We start from the raw sequence: 16,625 nt of genomic DNA, 5'->3' as shown, positions 1-16,625 counted from the left end.
ACAATGAAAGCTATAATTGCCGCTTTTGCGGTGCTGACAGCAGTATTTACTGCCAGCGCCCAGGCACCTAAATCAACTGGCGCTGCAAAGACAGTGGCCATTATATCAATTCCGGAAGAAGCCACTACTTCTCCATCTACCCTTGCAAAATGGCTGAAAGCACATACCGGCAGTCAGCAGGCGCTGCAACAAGCCCTGTTTAACTGGATGGCTGGGCATATTGCCTATGATGTGGATAACATGAACCGGGTGAGCAGTTACCGGGATTCAGCAGCAGCAATGTTGAAGACATTACAGACCCGCAAAGGACTGTGTACGGATTACGCCGTATTATATGCACAGGTATGCAAAGAGGCCGGGATTACCGCCATTGTGGTAACCGGTTATGCACTGGCGCATGATATTATGGTGCCTACCGGATCACACGACTGGGTAGTTGTAAAGAATGGTAATCAGTGGACGATTACTGACCCTACCTGGGGCGCCGGTGCGGTGGATAACGGCCGGTTTATACAACGGACTAACTGGACCTGGTTCCAGGCATCGCCGCAGATAGCGGTAAAAACACATATGCCTTATGACCCGATGTGGCAGATGTTATCGTTTCCGTTGCGGCATGATGAGTTGGGGAGTGGGGCCTTTGCAGCGGCGGCTAAAAGACCGGTGTTTGCCTATGGGGATACATTGCAGGCATGGTTCCGGCAGTCGCGCCTGGAGCGGTTGCAGAAATCCTCAGCGAGGATCCGCCGGTTTGGCGGTGCGGCCAATCCTTTTATCATGACGGAGCTGGATTGGATGGATCAGTCGATCCGGGTATTGGCGGGTAACCAGGAGATCGAAGCGAGAAACCGCCGGATAGATCAGTTTAATGCGTTGAACCGGGAGTATACGGAGATCGTGAAGTCCTATAATGAATATGTAGGATTCAAGAACCGGCAGTTTCTGCCGGAAGTACAGGATGCAGCGTTAAGGAAGATGATTGACGGGATTGCGGGCCGGTTGAGCGCAGCGGAAGCATCGTTGTCAGGATTAAAATCAGCTGATGACGGACTGAAGCAGAATATGGAAGAGTTAGGAGAGGCGATATCCGGTTTAAAAGGTAAAGTGGGAGATGAGCAGACTTTTGTGGGTAAATACTTAAAAACGGAGAAGGCGAAGCGCCGGGAATTGTTTTATGTACAAGTGGCGGATAAGTTGTAACTTTGCCGGCTTCGGATGATAGGGAAATTTTTCGGGAAATGCAACAGATTTGTAAAAAAAATCCCCGGCAGAGCAAAAAGGATGCCCAATTTCAAATACTTTTTGACAATTTCATAATAATATATACCTTTGCATCCCCTTTAAAAGGTTATTTTAGTTCCTTTTAGTTTTGGGAGTCTGCTGTTTGGCAGTGGGCGTTTAACCAAATTAAATCAATAAACATGGCAAAAGAAATCGCAACGTACGTGAAATTGCAGGTGAAAGGCGGCCAGGCCAATCCTGCACCTCCAATTGGTCCCGCGCTGGGTTCCAAAGGTGTGAACATCATGGAGTTCTGCAAACAGTTCAATGCCCGTACCCAGGATAAAATGGGTAAAGTATTGCCTGTGTTGCTGACTGTTTACACTGACAAATCTTTCGATTTTGTAATTAAAACTCCTCCGGCACCGGTACAGCTGCTGGAAGCTGCTAAATTACAGAGTGGTTCCAAAGAACCAAACCGTAACAAGGTGGGTAAAGTTTCCTGGGCTCAGGTAGAAGCTATCGCACAAGATAAGATGGCTGATCTGAACTGCTTTACGCTGAACAGCGCTATGAAAATGGTAGCTGGTACTGCTCGTAGCATGGGTATTACTGTTGATGGTAAAGCCCCTTGGGAAAACTAATTGTTTCACCCTGTTGAGGCAGGATCTTAAAATCATTTTGACAAATGGCAACTAAAAAGAGAAAAGTAGCTGACGCTAAGCTCGAGAAAAATAAGGTTTACAGCCTGAAAGAAGCTTCCAGCTTAGTTAAAGATATTAACTGTACTAAATTCGACAGTTCTGTCGATTTGCATATCCGCTTAGGCGTTGATCCTAAGAAAGCAGACCAGGCGATCCGTGGTTCCGTAACGCTTCCACACGGTACTGGTAAAACTAAAAAGGTGTTAGTGCTTTGCACACCTGATAAAGAAGCTGCTGCAAAAGAAGCAGGTGCTGACTTCGTTGGTCTGGATGAATTTATCCAGAAGATCGAAGCTGGTTGGACTGATGTTGATGTAATCGTAGCTACTCCTTCTGTAATGCCGAAGATCGGTAAACTGGGTAAGATTTTAGGTCCACGTAACCTGATGCCAAACCCTAAGACCGGTACTGTTACTAACGACGTTGCAGCTGCAGTAAACGATGTTAAAGGCGGTAAAATCACTTTCAAGGTAGATAAAGCTGGTATCATCCACGCTTCTATCGGTCGTGTATCATTCGCATCTGATAAAATTGAGCAGAACTCCCTGGAGCTGATCAACGCTATTATCAAGCTGAAACCAGCTACTGCAAAAGGTACTTACCTGAGAGGACTGTCTATGGCTAGCACCATGAGTCCTGGTATTGTTATCGATACTAAATCTGTTCAAAACTAATTGATCACGAGTTGTAGCCGTTGTCTGTAAGGACGTGGCTTGCTACAAACGTTTAAATATGAATAAAGATCAAAAACAAGAAGCGATTGAACTGCTGAAAAGTAAGTTCTCTCAATATAGCAACTTTTACATCACTAATACCGAATCATTAACGGTAGCGCAGGTAAACGACCTGAGGAAAGTGTGTTTCGATAAGCAAGTGGAAATGAAGGTGGCTAAGAACACCCTGATCCGCAAGGCTTTAGAATCTCTGGATAGCGAAAAATATGCAGGTGTTTATGACAGTCTGCATGGTGTAACTGCCCTGATGTTCTCTGACAGCCCAAAAGAGCCGGCTTTGATCATCTCTGCTTTCCGTAAAGCTAACGGTAAACTGGAAAAACCAGTACTGAAAGCTGCATTTGTTGCTGACGAAGTATTCGTAGGTGACAACCAGCTGAAAGCGCTGACCAACATCAAGACCAAGAACGAGCTCATCGGCGAAGTTATCGGTCTGTTGCAATCCCCTGCAAAACGCGTTATCGCTGCTTTGCTGGAGAAAGGCAAGAAAGAAGAAGCTGGGGTGGAAGCACCTGCAGCAGAATAGTGTGGCTGGCCTTTGGCTATCCGCATTCAAAATTGGCTTCCAAGTCACAATATAATTAACAACCACATTACAAACATTACATTAAAACATTATAAAATGGCAGACGTAAAAGCATTAGCTGAACAATTAGTAGGTTTAACTGTTAAGGAAGTACAGGAACTCGCAGATGTACTGAAATCTGAGTATGGTATCGAACCAGCTGCTGCTGCTGTAGTTATGGCAGGTCCTAGCGAAGCTGCTGCAGTTGAAGAAAAAACTGCCTTCAACGTTATCCTGAAAGCTGCTGGAGCTAGCAAACTGAACGTTGTTAAGATCGTTAAAGATCTGACCGGCTTAGGTCTGAAAGAAGCGAAAGAGCTGGTAGACGGCGCGCCTAAAGCACTGAAAGAAGGCGTAAGCAAAGCTGAGGCTGAAGACCTGAAAGCTAAGCTGACTGAAGCTGGTGCTGATGTTGAAATTCAGTAATTCTTTGCTTAAGTATACATCTTTTAAAGGTCAAAAGTGCTTTTGCACTTTTGGCCTTATTCCCTTTGGGAAAGTGTCTTTTTCAGAGAGTCAAAACGGGGAATCACTGAGGTGACTTTGACCACGTGCAGAAGGCATAAATTAAATTAGGATGGTATTGGCAAAGAAATCTTAATTTCCCTAATTCTTACAAGTCATATAACTGCTAACTTCGAATATGTCTCTAAAAAAAGCCCAAACAAACGAAAGAGTAAATTTTGGAAAGATCAAACAAGTTACTGAGACACCGGATCTGTTGGCTATCCAAATCCAATCTTTCAAGGATTTCTTCCAATTAGAAACCACACCAGATAAGCGAAACAACGAAGGCCTTTTTAAAGTATTTAAAGAGAACTTCCCGATTACGGATACCAGAAATATCTTTAATCTGGAATTCCTGGATTATTTCGTGGATCCTCCGCGTTATACTATCGAGGAGTGTATTGAGCGTGGGCTTACTTATTCCGTACCGTTGAAAGCGAAACTCCGCCTCAGCTGTAATGATGAGGAGCATGTGGATTTCCAGACGATTGTTCAGGATGTGTTCTTAGGTAACATTCCTTACATGACTCCAAGAGGTACTTTCGTTATTAATGGTGCTGAGCGTGTAGTTGTATCCCAGCTGCATCGTTCACCTGGTGTTTTCTTTGGTCAATCTGTACATCCGAACGGTACCAAAATCTACTCTGCAAGGGTGATTCCGTTCAAGGGCGCATGGATGGAGTTTGCAACAGACATCAACAACGTGATGTACGCTTACATCGACCGCAAGAAGAAATTCCCGGTTACCACCCTGTTACGTGCCATCGGTTATGAAACAGATAAGGATATCCTGCAGCTGTTTGGCATGGCAGATGAAGTAAAAGCAGACAAAAAAAGTCTTGATAAATATGCCGGCAAAAAGCTGGCTGCCCGTGTTTTAAGAAGCTGGGTGGAAGACTTTGTGGATGAAGATACCGGTGAAGTGGTGAGCATCGAGCGTAATGAAATTATGCTGGAGCGTGATAGCATTCTGGATGAAGCGAATATCGAGACCATCGTAGACATGGGCCTGAAAAGCGTATTTGTGCAGAAGGAAGAGGTGAGTGGTGATTTCTCCATCATCTACAATACATTAAATAAGGATACATCTAACTCTGAGCTGGAAGCCGTTCAGCACATCTACCGCCAGTTACGCGGAGCTGATGCGCCGGATGATGAAACAGCAAGGGGCATCATTGATAAATTGTTCTTCTCCGACAAACGTTACGATTTAGGTGACGTGGGTCGTTACAAGATCAACAGAAAATTAGGTCTTCCTACTCCGTTAGACATGAAAGTGCTGACGAAGGACGACATCATCTCCATCATCAAGTACCTGGTACAGCTGACGAATGGTAAAGCAGAGATCGATGATATCGATCACTTGTCTAACCGTCGTGTACGTACTGTAGGCGAGCAGTTATATGCTCAGTTTGGTGTTGGTCTGGCACGTATGGCCCGTACCATCCGTGAAAGAATGAACGTACGTGATAATGAAGTATTTACGCCGGTAGATCTGATCAATGCGAGGACCCTGTCTTCCGTAATCAACTCCTTCTTCGGTACTTCCCAGTTATCACAGTTCCTGGATCAAACGAACCCGCTGTCTGAAATCACCCACAAACGCCGTATTTCCGCTCTCGGACCCGGTGGTTTGAGTCGTGAAAGAGCAGGCTTTGAGGTGCGTGACGTTCACTACAGCCACTATGGCCGTCTGTGTACGATCGAAACACCGGAAGGTCCGAACATCGGTCTGATCTCTACCCTCTGCGTACACGCAAAGGTGAATGAGATGGGCTTCATCGAAACGCCTTACCGTAAAGTAAACAGCGGTAAAGTAGACATGCATAAAGTGGAATTCCTGAGCGCTGAGGAAGAAGATTCTGTGAAGATTGCACAGGCGAACGCCCCACTGGATGACAAAGGTCACTTTGTAAATGATAAAGTAAAATCCCGCGAAACCGGTGACTTCCCTATCCTCGACAGAGAAGAAGTGGAATTCATGGACGTAGCGCCGAACCAGATCGTAGGTCTGAGTGCATCATTGATTCCGTTCCTGGAACATGATGATGCCAACCGTGCGTTGATGGGATCAAACATGCAACGTCAGGCTGTGCCACTGCTAAATCCGGAAGTGCCTATCGTGGGTACTGGTCTGGAAGGCAAGGCAGCACGTGACTCCCGTCTGCAGATCACCGCAGATGGTAATGGTGTGATCGAATTTGTGGATGCAAATGAAATCCATGTTCGTTACGAGCGTGATGAAATGCAGAAACTGGTGAGCTTTGAAGACGATCTGATCGTTTACACACTGACCAAATTCGTAAAAACCAACCAGAGCACCTGTATCAACCTCAGACCTTGCGTGAAGAAAGGTCAGCGCGTGAAAGATGGCGACTTCTTAACAGAAGGTTACGCTACCCGCGGTGGTGAACTGGCGCTGGGACGCAACCTGAAGGTAGCGTTCATGCCATGGAAAGGCTACAACTTTGAGGATGCGATCGTAATTTCTGAACGTGTTGCACGTGAGGATCTCTTTACCTCCATCCACATTGATGAATATGAACTGGAAGTTCGTGATACCAAACTGGGTGAAGAAGAACTGACCCCGGATATTCCTAACGTAAGTGAAGAGGCTACCAAAGACCTCGACCAGAACGGTATCATCCGTGTTGGTGCACACATTAAAGAAGGCGATATCCTGATCGGTAAAATCACTCCGCGTGGTGAGTCTGATCCTTCTCCTGAAGAAAAGCTGTTAAGAGCAATCTTCGGTGACAAGGCTTCTGATGCGAAAGATGCTTCTCTGAAAGCGCCTCCATCCACAGAAGGTGTGGTGATTGACAAGAAACTGTTCAGTCGCGCCAAGAAAGATAAAAATTCCAAAACCCGCGAGAAAGCAGCTATCGAGAAACTGGAGAAAATTCACCAGAAGAATGCGGAAGATCTGCTGGAAGTACTGATGAGCAAGTTGCTGGTATTACTGAAGGATAAAACCTCTCAGGGTATTACCAACACTTACGGTGAAGTACTGATCTCCAAAGGTTCCAAGTTCTCTCCGAAGAACCTGGTAAATATTGATTTCATGAACGTGAATCCGCTGGGCTGGACAACAGACGAAGTGGTGAACGATCAGATCAATACCCTGCTGCATAACTATAACATCAAGTTCAACGAAGAGCTGGGTCGTTACAAACGTGAGAAGTTCAACATCTCTATTGGTGATGAGCTGCCAGCGGGTGTACTGAAACTGGCAAAGGTTTACCTAGCCAGCAAGCGTAAGTTGAAAGTGGGTGATAAAATGGCGGGACGTCACGGTAACAAGGGTATCGTTGCCAAGATCGTGCGTGATGAAGACATGCCGTTCCTGGAAGATGGTACACCACTGGATATCGTACTGAACCCACTCGGGGTACCTTCCCGTATGAACCTTGGACAGATCTACGAAACCGTATTAGGTTGGGCTGGTCTGAAACTGGGTGTACGTTTTGCGACACCGATCTTTGATGGTGCTACTACAGAAGAGATTGCCGGATATATCAACGAAGCTGGTTTACCAAGCTTTGGTCACGCTTACCTGCACGATGGTGAAACGGGCGACCGCTTCCACCAGAAAGCAACCGTGGGTGTTATCTATATGCTTAAACTGAGCCACATGGTGGATGATAAGATGCACGCCCGTTCTATCGGACCGTACAGTCTCATTACCCAACAGCCGCTGGGTGGTAAAGCTCAGTTTGGTGGTCAGCGTTTTGGTGAGATGGAGGTATGGGCACTGGAAGCATATGGTGCATCCAACATCCTGCAGGAACTGCTTACAATTAAATCTGATGATATCGTGGGTCGTGCGAAGGCATATGAATCAATCGTTAAAGGAGACAACATCCCTAAAGCGGGTGTACCTGAATCCTTCAATGTATTGATCCATGAATTGCGTGGTCTGGGTCTGGATCTGAAATTTGACTAAGAGCTTTTAGCTACCAGCCATTGGCAGTAATGCCAGTGGCTGATAGCTTGGATATTTCGCAGGAATAAAATTTTTGTCGCTGGCTTACCACCAACGGCTAACAGCTAAAAGCTAATTACAGATGGCTATCAAAAAAGAAAATCGTCCTAAATCAAATTTTAACAGCATTACCATCAGTCTGGCTTCTCCGGATGTTATCCTGGAGCGTTCATACGGTGAAGTGCTGAAACCTGAAACCATCAACTACCGTACTTACAAGCCGGAACGTGATGGTTTATTCTGCGAAAGAATATTCGGGCCTGTAAAGGATTACGAATGCTATTGCGGAAAATACAAACGTATCCGTTATAAGGGTATTGTGTGTGATCGCTGCGGTGTTGAGGTAACGGAGAAGAAAGTACGTCGTGAAAGAATGGGTCACATCCGTCTGGTAGTGCCTGTTGTACATATATGGTATTTCAAATCCCTGCCAAACAAGATCGGTTACCTGCTTGGAATGAGTTCCAAGAAACTGGAAACCATCGTTTACTATGAAAGATACGTAGTAATCCAGGCGGGTATGAAACAGGAGAAAGGTATGAACTACGGTGATCTGCTCACTGAAGAAGAATACCTGGATATCCTGGACACCTTACCAAAAGACAATCAACTGTTACCGGATGAAGATCCTAACAAGTTTATTGCTAAAATGGGTGCGGAAGCGGTAGAAATGATGCTGGCCCGTATTGATCTGGACAGCCTTTCTTACCAGTTACGTAACCAGGCAGCTACTGAAACTTCCCAGCAACGTAAAGCGGAAGCGCTGAAACGTCTGAGCGTAGTGGAAGCTTTCCGTGAAGCCAATGGCCGTGTAGAAAACCGTCCTGAATGGATGGTAATGCAATATATTCCTGTGGTACCTCCTGAACTGCGTCCGTTAGTTCCATTGGATGGTGGCCGTTTTGCGTCTTCCGACCTGAACGACCTGTATCGCAGGGTAATTATCCGTAACAACCGTCTGAAACGTCTGATCGAAATTAAGGCACCTGAGGTGATCTTACGTAACGAAAAGCGTATGCTGCAGGAAGCAGTGGATTCCCTGTTCGACAACTCCCGTAAATCCAACGCGGTAAAAGCGGAAGGTGGTCGTGCACTGAAATCACTGTCAGACGTACTGAAAGGTAAACAAGGTCGTTTCCGTCAGAACTTGCTCGGTAAACGTGTGGATTATTCCGGACGTTCTGTTATCGTGGTAGGACCTGAACTGAAACTGCACGAGTGTGGTTTGCCTAAGGATATGGCGGCTGAATTATTCAAACCGTTTATTATCCGTAAACTGATTGAAAGAGGCATCGTGAAAACCGTGAAATCAGCTAAAAAGCTGGTAGATCGTAAAGAAGCGGTGGTTTGGGATATCCTGGAAAACGTACTGAAAGGTCACCCGGTTATGTTAAACCGTGCTCCGACCCTCCACCGTTTGTCCATACAGGCTTTCCAGCCAAAACTGGTGGAAGGCAAAGCGATACAGTTGCACCCGCTCGTGTGTTCTGCGTTCAACGCGGATTTCGATGGTGACCAGATGGCGGTACACGTGCCTTTGAGCAATGCTGCTATCCTGGAAGCCCAACTGCTGATGCTGTCTTCCCACAACATCCTCAACCCGCAGAATGGTACGCCAATCACCCTGCCTTCACAGGACATGGTTCTTGGTCTGTACTACATTACCAAGGGTAAGAAAACAATGGGTGATGTGGTAGTAAGAGGAGAAGGTAAAGCGTTCTACTCTGCTGAAGAAGTAATCATCGCACTGAATGAAGACCGTATCGACCTGCACGCACACATCCGTGTTAAAGCGGACGTAAGAAATGCAGATGGTAGCCTGGAAAGAAAACTGATCGAAACAACTGTAGGCCGCGTACTGTTCAACCAGCACGTACCTAAAGCTGCCGGTTATGTAAATGCCCTGCTGACCAAGAAGTCACTGCGTGAAATCATCGGTGATATCATCAAAGCAACTGACATTCCAAAGACTGCGAAGTTCCTGGATGACATCAAGCAATTAGGATTCCGCATGGCGTTCCGTGGTGGTCTGTCATTTAACATCAATGACCTGATCATCCCAGACGTTAAGCAGGATATGATTGACGGTGCAGCCGGTGAAGTAGAAGAGGTTTGGGATAACTATAACATGGGTCTGATCACCAACAACGAACGCTACAACCAGATCATCGATATCTGGTCACGTGTGGATACGAAGGTGACAGAAACCCTGATCCGTGAGCTGGCAACAGACAAGCAAGGTTTCAACTCTGTATACATGATGTTGGATTCCGGTGCGCGTGGTTCCAAGCAGCAGATCAAACAGCTGGCTGGTATCAGAGGTCTGATGGCCAAGCCGCGTAAGAGTGGATCTACCGGTTCCGAGATCATCGAAAACCCGGTATTGTCCAACTTTAAAGATGGTTTGAACGTATTGGAATACTTCATCTCTACGCACGGTGCCCGTAAGGGTCTTGCGGATACGGCGTTGAAAACGGCGGATGCGGGTTACCTGACCCGTCGTCTGGTAGACGTTGCGCAGGATGTGGTAATCAATGAAGAAGACTGTGGTACTCTCCGTGGTATTGCTACTTCCGCATTGAAAGATAATGAAGAAGTGATCGAAACACTGTATGACCGTATCCTCGGCCGTACTTCCCTGCACGATGTATTTGACCCTCATAATGACGAGGACCTGATCGTTGGCGCTGGTGCTGAAATCACTGAAGAAATTGCACACAGAATTGAAGAAAGTGCAATTGAAACCGTAGAAATTCGCTCCGTACTGACTTGCGAAAGCCGTCGTGGTGTGTGTGTGAGATGTTACGGTAAAAACCTGGCGAGCGGTTACACTGCACAGAGAGGTGATGCTGTAGGTATCATTGCTGCACAGTCGATCGGTGAGCCTGGTACCCAGTTGACACTGCGTACCTTCCACGTGGGTGGTGTGGCCGGTTCTACTTCCGTTGAATCCGGTATGCCAGCTAAGTTTGATGGTACTGTACAGTTCGATGGTCTGCGTACCACTACCTACGAGAACAACACCGGTGAAAAAGTACAGATCGTTATCGGTCGTACCGGTGAGTTACGTATCATGGACGTGAAAAACGACCGTCTGCTGGTAACCAACAACATTCCTTACGGTTCTACCCTCCTGGTGAAGGACGGACAGAAAGTAGCGAAAGGTGATATGATCTGCACATGGGATCCGTTCAACGCCGTTATCGTGTCTGAAATTCCTGGTAGCATTCGTTTCGACAGCATCATAGAAGGTATCACCTTCCGTGAAGAAGCGGATGAGCAAACAGGTCACCGTGAGAAAGTGGTAATTGAAACAAAAGATAAAAATAAGATCCCGTCTATCATGGTAGATGGTAATAAAGAGGTGAAATCTTACAACTTACCGGTAGGTTCCCACATCGTTATCTCCGAAGGAGATAAAGTGAGAGCTGGTCAGGTAATCGTGAAAATCCCTCGTATTATCGGTAAACTGCGAGATATCACGGGTGGTCTGCCACGTGTAACGGAACTGTTTGAAGCCCGTAACCCAAGCAACCCTGCCATCGTTTCTGAAATTGACGGTGTGGTAGCATTTGGTAACATCAAACGTGGTAACCGCGAAATTATCATCGAAAGCCGTGAAGGTCAGATCAAGAAATACCTGGTGCCATTAACACGTCATATCCTTGTACAGGACGGTGACTTCGTGAAGGCTGGTACTTCTCTCTCCGATGGTTCTACTACTCCTGCGGATATCCTGTCTATCAAAGGACCGTTTGCCGTACAGGAATACCTGGTAAATGAAATCCAGGAAGTATACCGTTTACAGGGTGTGAAGATCAATGACAAGCACATTGAGGTGATTGTTCGTCAGATGATGCGTAAAGTAAACATCGAAGATCCGGGCGATACCCGCTTCCTCGAAGGTGATACTGAAGACAGATTTGATTTCTTCGAAGAAAACGATATGATCTTCGATAAGAAGGTAGTAACTGAAGCAGGTGAATCTGCTAACCTGAAAGCAGGTCAGATTGTAACACTGCGTCAGGTTCGTGAAGAAAACTCCCTGTTGCGTCGTGCAGATAAAAAACTGGTAGAATTCCGTGATGCACAACCGGCTACTTCCAGCCCGCTCCTGCAAGGTATTACCAAGGCGTCCCTTGGTACCCGTAGCTGGATCTCTGCTGCTTCGTTCCAGGAAACCACGAAAGTATTGTCACAGGCTGCTATCAACGGTAAAACCGATGATATGATGGGTCTGAAAGAGAATGTGATCACAGGTCACCTGATCCCTGCCGGTACTGGTTTACGTGAGTTCGAAAACATGATCGTAGGTTCTAAAGAAGAATACGACATCCTGGCCTCTTCTAAAGAAGTGTTCCAGTTTGACGAAGAAGAATAGTATCATACCAATGATATATATAGAAAGCGCTTGCCTCTCCGGCAGGCGCTTTTTTTTCCCCATCTCCCGAAGGGGGATTTCTGTACGCCCAATTTTTAATTTCACTACATTTGGGTCCGTAAAAAGAAGCGGATTTCATGAAACATCTGATCATTCCTGTTATCATATTGTTGGTGATGCTGGGCGCCTGTAAAAAGAACAGTGATAGTGCGGTACCGGATACCCACGGTAGTTTCCTGTTTGTAAATGCCATACCCGGCAACCTGCAATTCGATGTGAGACTGGATACCAACCAATTTGCCAGCAACGTAGGTTACGGAACCAACACAGGATATAAATCTTATCGTGCACAGAAATACAATCTTATTATCACACCATCAGGTCAGCCCAATGTAGTGCTCTACAACGCGGAGATCTTTTTGCGTAATAACCGTTATTATTCCGCTTACCTCGGCGCCGATAGTGCTATGGCCAACATGGTGCTGATCACTACCGAAGATGATCTGAGTAATCCGGGAGAGGGGCTGGCAAAGTTCCGGGTTATCAATTTCACACAGGCATTTAAGCCCAACCGCACCCCATTGGGGATCGATGTGGTATCTGACACATTCCCCCGTTTTTTCAGGGGACTTACATTCCCTGCGCAAACGGGATTTGCCCCTATTGCCGGTGATAGTACTTATAAAATAAATTTCCGCTGGGGGGATTCTTCGAAGGTGCTTAAAACCTTTAACCTGGCTGCTCAAACAGGAAAAACCTATACGTTGATCAGCAATGGTTATCCGCTGGACCCTAACAAGTTCAACGTGTTGATGGTGCAGCATAATTAAAGCATACCCAAAGCTTTATATTAATTTAACGCCATATTTCTCTGTCCGGGGGGTGGAAATAAATAAATTGCACGCTATTTTGTAATAACAAACCCTGGTAACATGAATAATTGCAAGAAGATATTTCTGCTGGCCGGTATGGCCATTGGGGCAGCCACGGCACAGGCGCAACAGGCCGGTGCTCCTTACCTGGACGCCTATACGATTCCATTGAAGAAGAAGAATGCCGTGATTGGCAGGATCTACGACCGGGCAGGCAACCTGTCGGCCGCAACGCTGATAGAAGATAAATCCGGCTTATTTACCATCAGTGGAAATGAATTAAGACTGAAGAAGAAGGCGAGTGTAGATAAAAGCGGAACGTTTACCTATCCGGTAAGTATCAAAGCCGGTGCAGATACAGCCGCGTTTTTGCTGGTAGCGGATGATTTCATCCGTAATAAAGTAGTAGCTCACCGGGGGGCGTGGAAACATCATGAGGGCAGTCAGAACAGTATTACCTCGCTGAAAGATGCGATAAAGCTGGGTTGCGAGGGGTCGGAGTTTGATGTATGGTTATCTTCTGACGACGGGCTGGTGATATCACATGATCCGGAGATTGGTGGGAAAAAGGTTGAAGAATCTACATTGGCGGAGTTGCAAACAGTGCCTTTGAATAACGGCGACCGGGTGCCTACACTGGAGGAGTTTATTGATGTGATTCAGGGGCAGCACCAGACCCGGCTGGTACTGGAGTTGAAGCCATCGGCCAAAGGGAAAGGCGAATTACTGGCTACGAAGGCAGTAGCGTTGGTACAGGCAAAGAAGGCACAGGCCTGGATGTATTACATCAGCTTTGACTACAATATCTGCAAGAAAATAAAAGAGCTGGATCCTGCCGCCAAAATTGCCTATCTGAACGGGGATAAAACGCCGGAGCAGTTGAAGGCAGATGGTATCTGGGGATTGGATTACAATCAACAGGTATTTAAGAAAGATCCGCAACTTATTGCTACTGCCCAGCAGCACAAGGTAACTACGAATGCCTGGACGATCGATAAACCGGAAGTGATGGATGAGTTGTTAAAAAGCGGTATTGATTATATTACGACAAATGAGCCGGAGATCCTGTTAAGTAAAGTAAAACCATAATATTAGTTAAAACCTAGCTAAAAAAATGGATGGGAATATGAAAATCCGTTAAAAACGTTATTTTAGCCGTTCCATTTTTAAAATGTACTAAAAGAAGCAAATCCACCTATTAACATGCGCACTTGTAAACAATTAGTGACTAAAGGATTATTAGCGGCATTCGCAGCCGGATTATTGATGTCTTGCCAGGGAAATAAAGCTGGTAACAGTGCACCAGCTGCATCACCCGCAGCAGGCGGCGGTACTCCTGCTGCAGGTAGTTTCAAAATTGCTTACGTAGACCTGGATTCACTGGAAGCGCATTTTGAGTATTTCAAGGAAAAAAGAGCATTACTGGAGCAGAAACAACAGCAGATGGATAATCAGCTGAAAGGTAAAGCCCGTGCATTGCAGAGTGAATATGAAGACCTGCAGCGCAGAGCATCTACGCTGACCCAGGAACAGGGCGAATCTGCACAGCGTAGCCTGATGACCAAGCAACAGCAACTGGAGCAGGAAGCACAGAATCTTCGTGCTACCTACACAGAACAGGAAACCAAGTTTAATGAAGAATTACAGAAGCGTCTGGATGATTTCCTGAAGTCGTTTAATTCCGACAAACGTTTCGCATATATATTCTCTTATCGCAGCACAGCCAGCAACATCCTGTATAAAGATCCGGCTTACGATGTAACTCCGGATGTTATCAAAGGGATGAATGATCATGGTGCGGCCACTGCTAAATAAGCGGATAAAACCAATGAAAATTTTTCTACCTTATAGTCCCGGTTCCTTATGAGCCGGGATTTTTTATAAACAACCATATGGAAATCAACCAAACTAATTCGTTCAAGCCATCCCTGGGTTTATTGGACGCTACCATGATCGTTGCCGGTTCGATGATAGGCTCCGGCATTTTTATTGTTACCGCCGAAATTGCCCGTAGTGTGGGCGGGGCAGGCTGGATCACCGCCATGTGGGTACTGGCAGGTATCGTTACCTTGATTGCGGCTATGAGTTATGGTGAATTATCCGGGATGTATCCCAAAGCAGGCGGACAGTATGTATATCTCCGCGAAGCCTACAATCCTTTTATTGCCTTCTTATTTGGCTGGACACAGTTCGGCGTTATTCAAACCGGTACCATTGCGGCGGTGGCGGTGGCTTTTGCCAAATTTACCGCCTATCTTATTCCGGGTTTCAGTGAAAAGAATATTTTGTTGGATGCCGGTATTGTGCAGATTTCCGCAGCACAGATAGTGGCCATTGTATCCATCTTCCTCCTCACCTTTATCAATACACGTGGTGTGCAGCATGGAAAGCTGATACAAACGGTATTTACGCTGGCGAAGCTGTTGTCTTTATTTGGACTGATTATTTTCGGATTCCTGCTCGGTGCCAAACAGGAGATCTGGCATGCGAACTGGCAACATGCCTGGGATGCAGCGGCAGTAACCTCACAAAATGGAGAAGTGATTACAGCGGCATTATCGGGGCTTGCTTTATTTGGCGCTATTGCCGTGGCGATGAAGGGATCGTTGTTTTCCAGCGATGCCTGGAATAATGTGACCTTTATTGCGGGCGAGATAAAAAATCCGGCAAAAAATATCGGGCGTTCACTTTTCCTGGGAACGCTGATCGTTACTGTCATTTATGTGAGCTGTAACCTGATGTACCTGGCGGTGTTGCCATTGAATGAAATTGCTTTTGCCGCAAATGACCGGGTAGGCGTGGCGGCGGCTGCGAAAATTTTTGGATCCAACGGCGCTATTATTATTGCTGTAATGATCATGATCTCCACCTTTGGTTGTAATAACGGGTTGATCTTATCAGGTGCGAGGATCTATTATACCATGGCACAAGATAAATTGTTTTTTAAGGGAGCGGGTGAACTGAACAAGCACAGCGTACCGGCAAAAGGGTTGTGGATTCAGTGTGTATGGGCTTCTATGCTTTGTTTGACAGGCAGGTACAATGATTTGCTGGCGCTGGTAATTTTCGGGGTACTGATATTTTATGTGCTGACCATCCTGGGTATTTTTCTTTTAAGAAAGAAGCGTCCGGAGATAGAAAGACCTTATAAAGCTTTCGGATACCCGGTACTGCCAATGGTGTATATTATTGTGGCATTGTCGCTGGCAGCGCTGTTGCTGGTGTTTGAGAGCAACTATACCTTACCTGGATTGGGTATCATTTTATTGGGTATTCCATTGTATTATCTGGCGATGTTGGGACAGCCAAAGGGCAGCCGGAACTAATTTGGACAAAAAAAAGGTATAATTACCACTAACGTTGTATAAAAAAAAGGGGCCACTGCAGTGTATCATGCAGTGGCCCCTTTTAATTTGCACTAAGACACACGGAACGAGTGATGTCTGCATAAACCCTGATAATTTAGAAAACCCGGACTATTTGAGAATATTTAAACAAAGGAAACATTGTCAACATTAGCGAAGGAAATCCCATAAACCGAAGTGGCGAGAGGCTGCTCCAATTTATGAAAATTTTACGTCTGTGATTTGGCCCTGTAATTTGTGACCTGGTATTGTTGTTAACAATTACAGAAATTATTTATCGACACCCTCAAT

11 protein-coding genes are annotated in these 16,625 nt (G+C 46.0%); all 11 read left to right on the top strand.

Annotated elements, in window-relative coordinates; genetic code table 11:
• Nucleotides 1-3: 3 nt before the first annotated feature.
• Entirely contained in the window at nucleotides 4-1,200 is a 1,197-nt protein-coding gene (locus BMW79_RS31330) for a transglutaminase domain-containing protein (RefSeq protein WP_089902932.1), read from the top strand.
• 221 nt (nucleotides 1,201-1,421) lie between these two features.
• The gene (rplK, locus tag BMW79_RS31325) at nucleotides 1,422-1,865 is read left to right on the top strand and encodes a 50S ribosomal protein L11 (protein WP_079470671.1); all 444 of its coding nucleotides are present in this window, start codon (nucleotides 1,422-1,424) and stop codon (nucleotides 1,863-1,865) included.
• Between the two features lie 44 nt (nucleotides 1,866-1,909).
• On the top strand, nucleotides 1,910-2,599 hold the full coding sequence (rplA, locus tag BMW79_RS31320) for a 50S ribosomal protein L1 (protein WP_089902929.1): 690 nt from the start codon (nucleotides 1,910-1,912) through the stop codon (nucleotides 2,597-2,599).
• Nucleotides 2,600-2,657: 58 nt separating this feature from the next.
• Nucleotides 2,658-3,185 (top strand): 50S ribosomal protein L10, encoded by a 528-nt coding sequence (gene rplJ / locus BMW79_RS31315; RefSeq protein WP_089902926.1) that lies wholly within the window; start codon nucleotides 2,658-2,660, stop codon nucleotides 3,183-3,185.
• Nucleotides 3,186-3,281: 96 nt separating this feature from the next.
• On the top strand, nucleotides 3,282-3,650 hold the full coding sequence (gene rplL / locus BMW79_RS31310) for a 50S ribosomal protein L7/L12 (RefSeq protein WP_089902923.1): 369 nt from the start codon (nucleotides 3,282-3,284) through the stop codon (nucleotides 3,648-3,650).
• Between the two features lie 217 nt (nucleotides 3,651-3,867).
• Nucleotides 3,868-7,677, top strand: a complete 3,810-nt coding sequence (gene rpoB / locus BMW79_RS31305; RefSeq protein WP_089902920.1) for a DNA-directed RNA polymerase subunit beta — start codon at nucleotides 3,868-3,870, stop codon at nucleotides 7,675-7,677.
• Nucleotides 7,678-7,798: 121 nt separating this feature from the next.
• The gene (rpoC, locus tag BMW79_RS31300; protein WP_089902917.1) at nucleotides 7,799-12,097 is read left to right on the top strand and encodes a DNA-directed RNA polymerase subunit beta'; all 4,299 of its coding nucleotides are present in this window, start codon (nucleotides 7,799-7,801) and stop codon (nucleotides 12,095-12,097) included.
• A gap of 137 nt (nucleotides 12,098-12,234) precedes the next feature.
• Entirely contained in the window at nucleotides 12,235-12,927 is a 693-nt protein-coding gene (locus BMW79_RS31295; protein WP_089902913.1) for a DUF4397 domain-containing protein, read from the top strand.
• Nucleotides 12,928-13,029: 102 nt separating this feature from the next.
• Nucleotides 13,030-14,058 carry a glycerophosphodiester phosphodiesterase gene (locus BMW79_RS31290; RefSeq protein ID WP_089902909.1) on the top strand — a complete coding sequence of 343 codons (1,029 nt, stop codon included), beginning with the start codon at nucleotides 13,030-13,032 and terminating at the stop codon, nucleotides 14,056-14,058.
• Nucleotides 14,059-14,172: 114 nt separating this feature from the next.
• Nucleotides 14,173-14,784: an OmpH family outer membrane protein gene (locus BMW79_RS31285; RefSeq protein ID WP_089902907.1), complete on the top strand. Its 612-nt coding sequence runs from the start codon at nucleotides 14,173-14,175 to the stop codon at nucleotides 14,782-14,784.
• Nucleotides 14,785-14,861: 77 nt separating this feature from the next.
• The gene (locus BMW79_RS31280; RefSeq protein ID WP_089902902.1) at nucleotides 14,862-16,295 is read left to right on the top strand and encodes an APC family permease; all 1,434 of its coding nucleotides are present in this window, start codon (nucleotides 14,862-14,864) and stop codon (nucleotides 16,293-16,295) included.
• Nucleotides 16,296-16,625: the final 330 nt, after the last annotated feature.

Source organism: Chitinophaga arvensicola (assembly GCF_900110835.1).
GTDB classification, from domain to species: domain Bacteria; phylum Bacteroidota; class Bacteroidia; order Chitinophagales; family Chitinophagaceae; genus Chitinophaga; species Chitinophaga arvensicola.
Note: the sequence above shows the minus strand (reverse complement) of the source record. Positions and strands in the feature narration are given on the sequence as shown.

Bases quoted from the DNA above. Each gene is read 5' to 3' on its own strand.
- rplL (WP_089902923.1), top strand. From the start codon at position 3,282: ATGGCAGACGTAAAAGCATTAGCTGAACAATTAGTAGGTTTAACTGTT.
- rplK (WP_079470671.1), top strand. From the start codon at position 1,422: ATGGCAAAAGAAATCGCAACGTACGTGAAATTGCAGGTGAAAGGCGGC.
- BMW79_RS31330 (WP_089902932.1), top strand. From the start codon at position 4: ATGAAAGCTATAATTGCCGCTTTTGCGGTGCTGACAGCAGTATTTACT.
- BMW79_RS31290 (WP_089902909.1), top strand. From the start codon at position 13,030: ATGAATAATTGCAAGAAGATATTTCTGCTGGCCGGTATGGCCATTGGG.
- BMW79_RS31295 (WP_089902913.1), top strand. From the start codon at position 12,235: ATGAAACATCTGATCATTCCTGTTATCATATTGTTGGTGATGCTGGGC.
- BMW79_RS31285 (WP_089902907.1), top strand. From the start codon at position 14,173: ATGCGCACTTGTAAACAATTAGTGACTAAAGGATTATTAGCGGCATTC.
- rplA (WP_089902929.1), top strand. From the start codon at position 1,910: ATGGCAACTAAAAAGAGAAAAGTAGCTGACGCTAAGCTCGAGAAAAAT.
- rpoB (WP_089902920.1), top strand. From the start codon at position 3,868: ATGTCTCTAAAAAAAGCCCAAACAAACGAAAGAGTAAATTTTGGAAAG.
- rpoC (WP_089902917.1), top strand. From the start codon at position 7,799: ATGGCTATCAAAAAAGAAAATCGTCCTAAATCAAATTTTAACAGCATT.
- BMW79_RS31280 (WP_089902902.1), top strand. From the start codon at position 14,862: ATGGAAATCAACCAAACTAATTCGTTCAAGCCATCCCTGGGTTTATTG.
- rplJ (WP_089902926.1), top strand. From the start codon at position 2,658: ATGAATAAAGATCAAAAACAAGAAGCGATTGAACTGCTGAAAAGTAAG.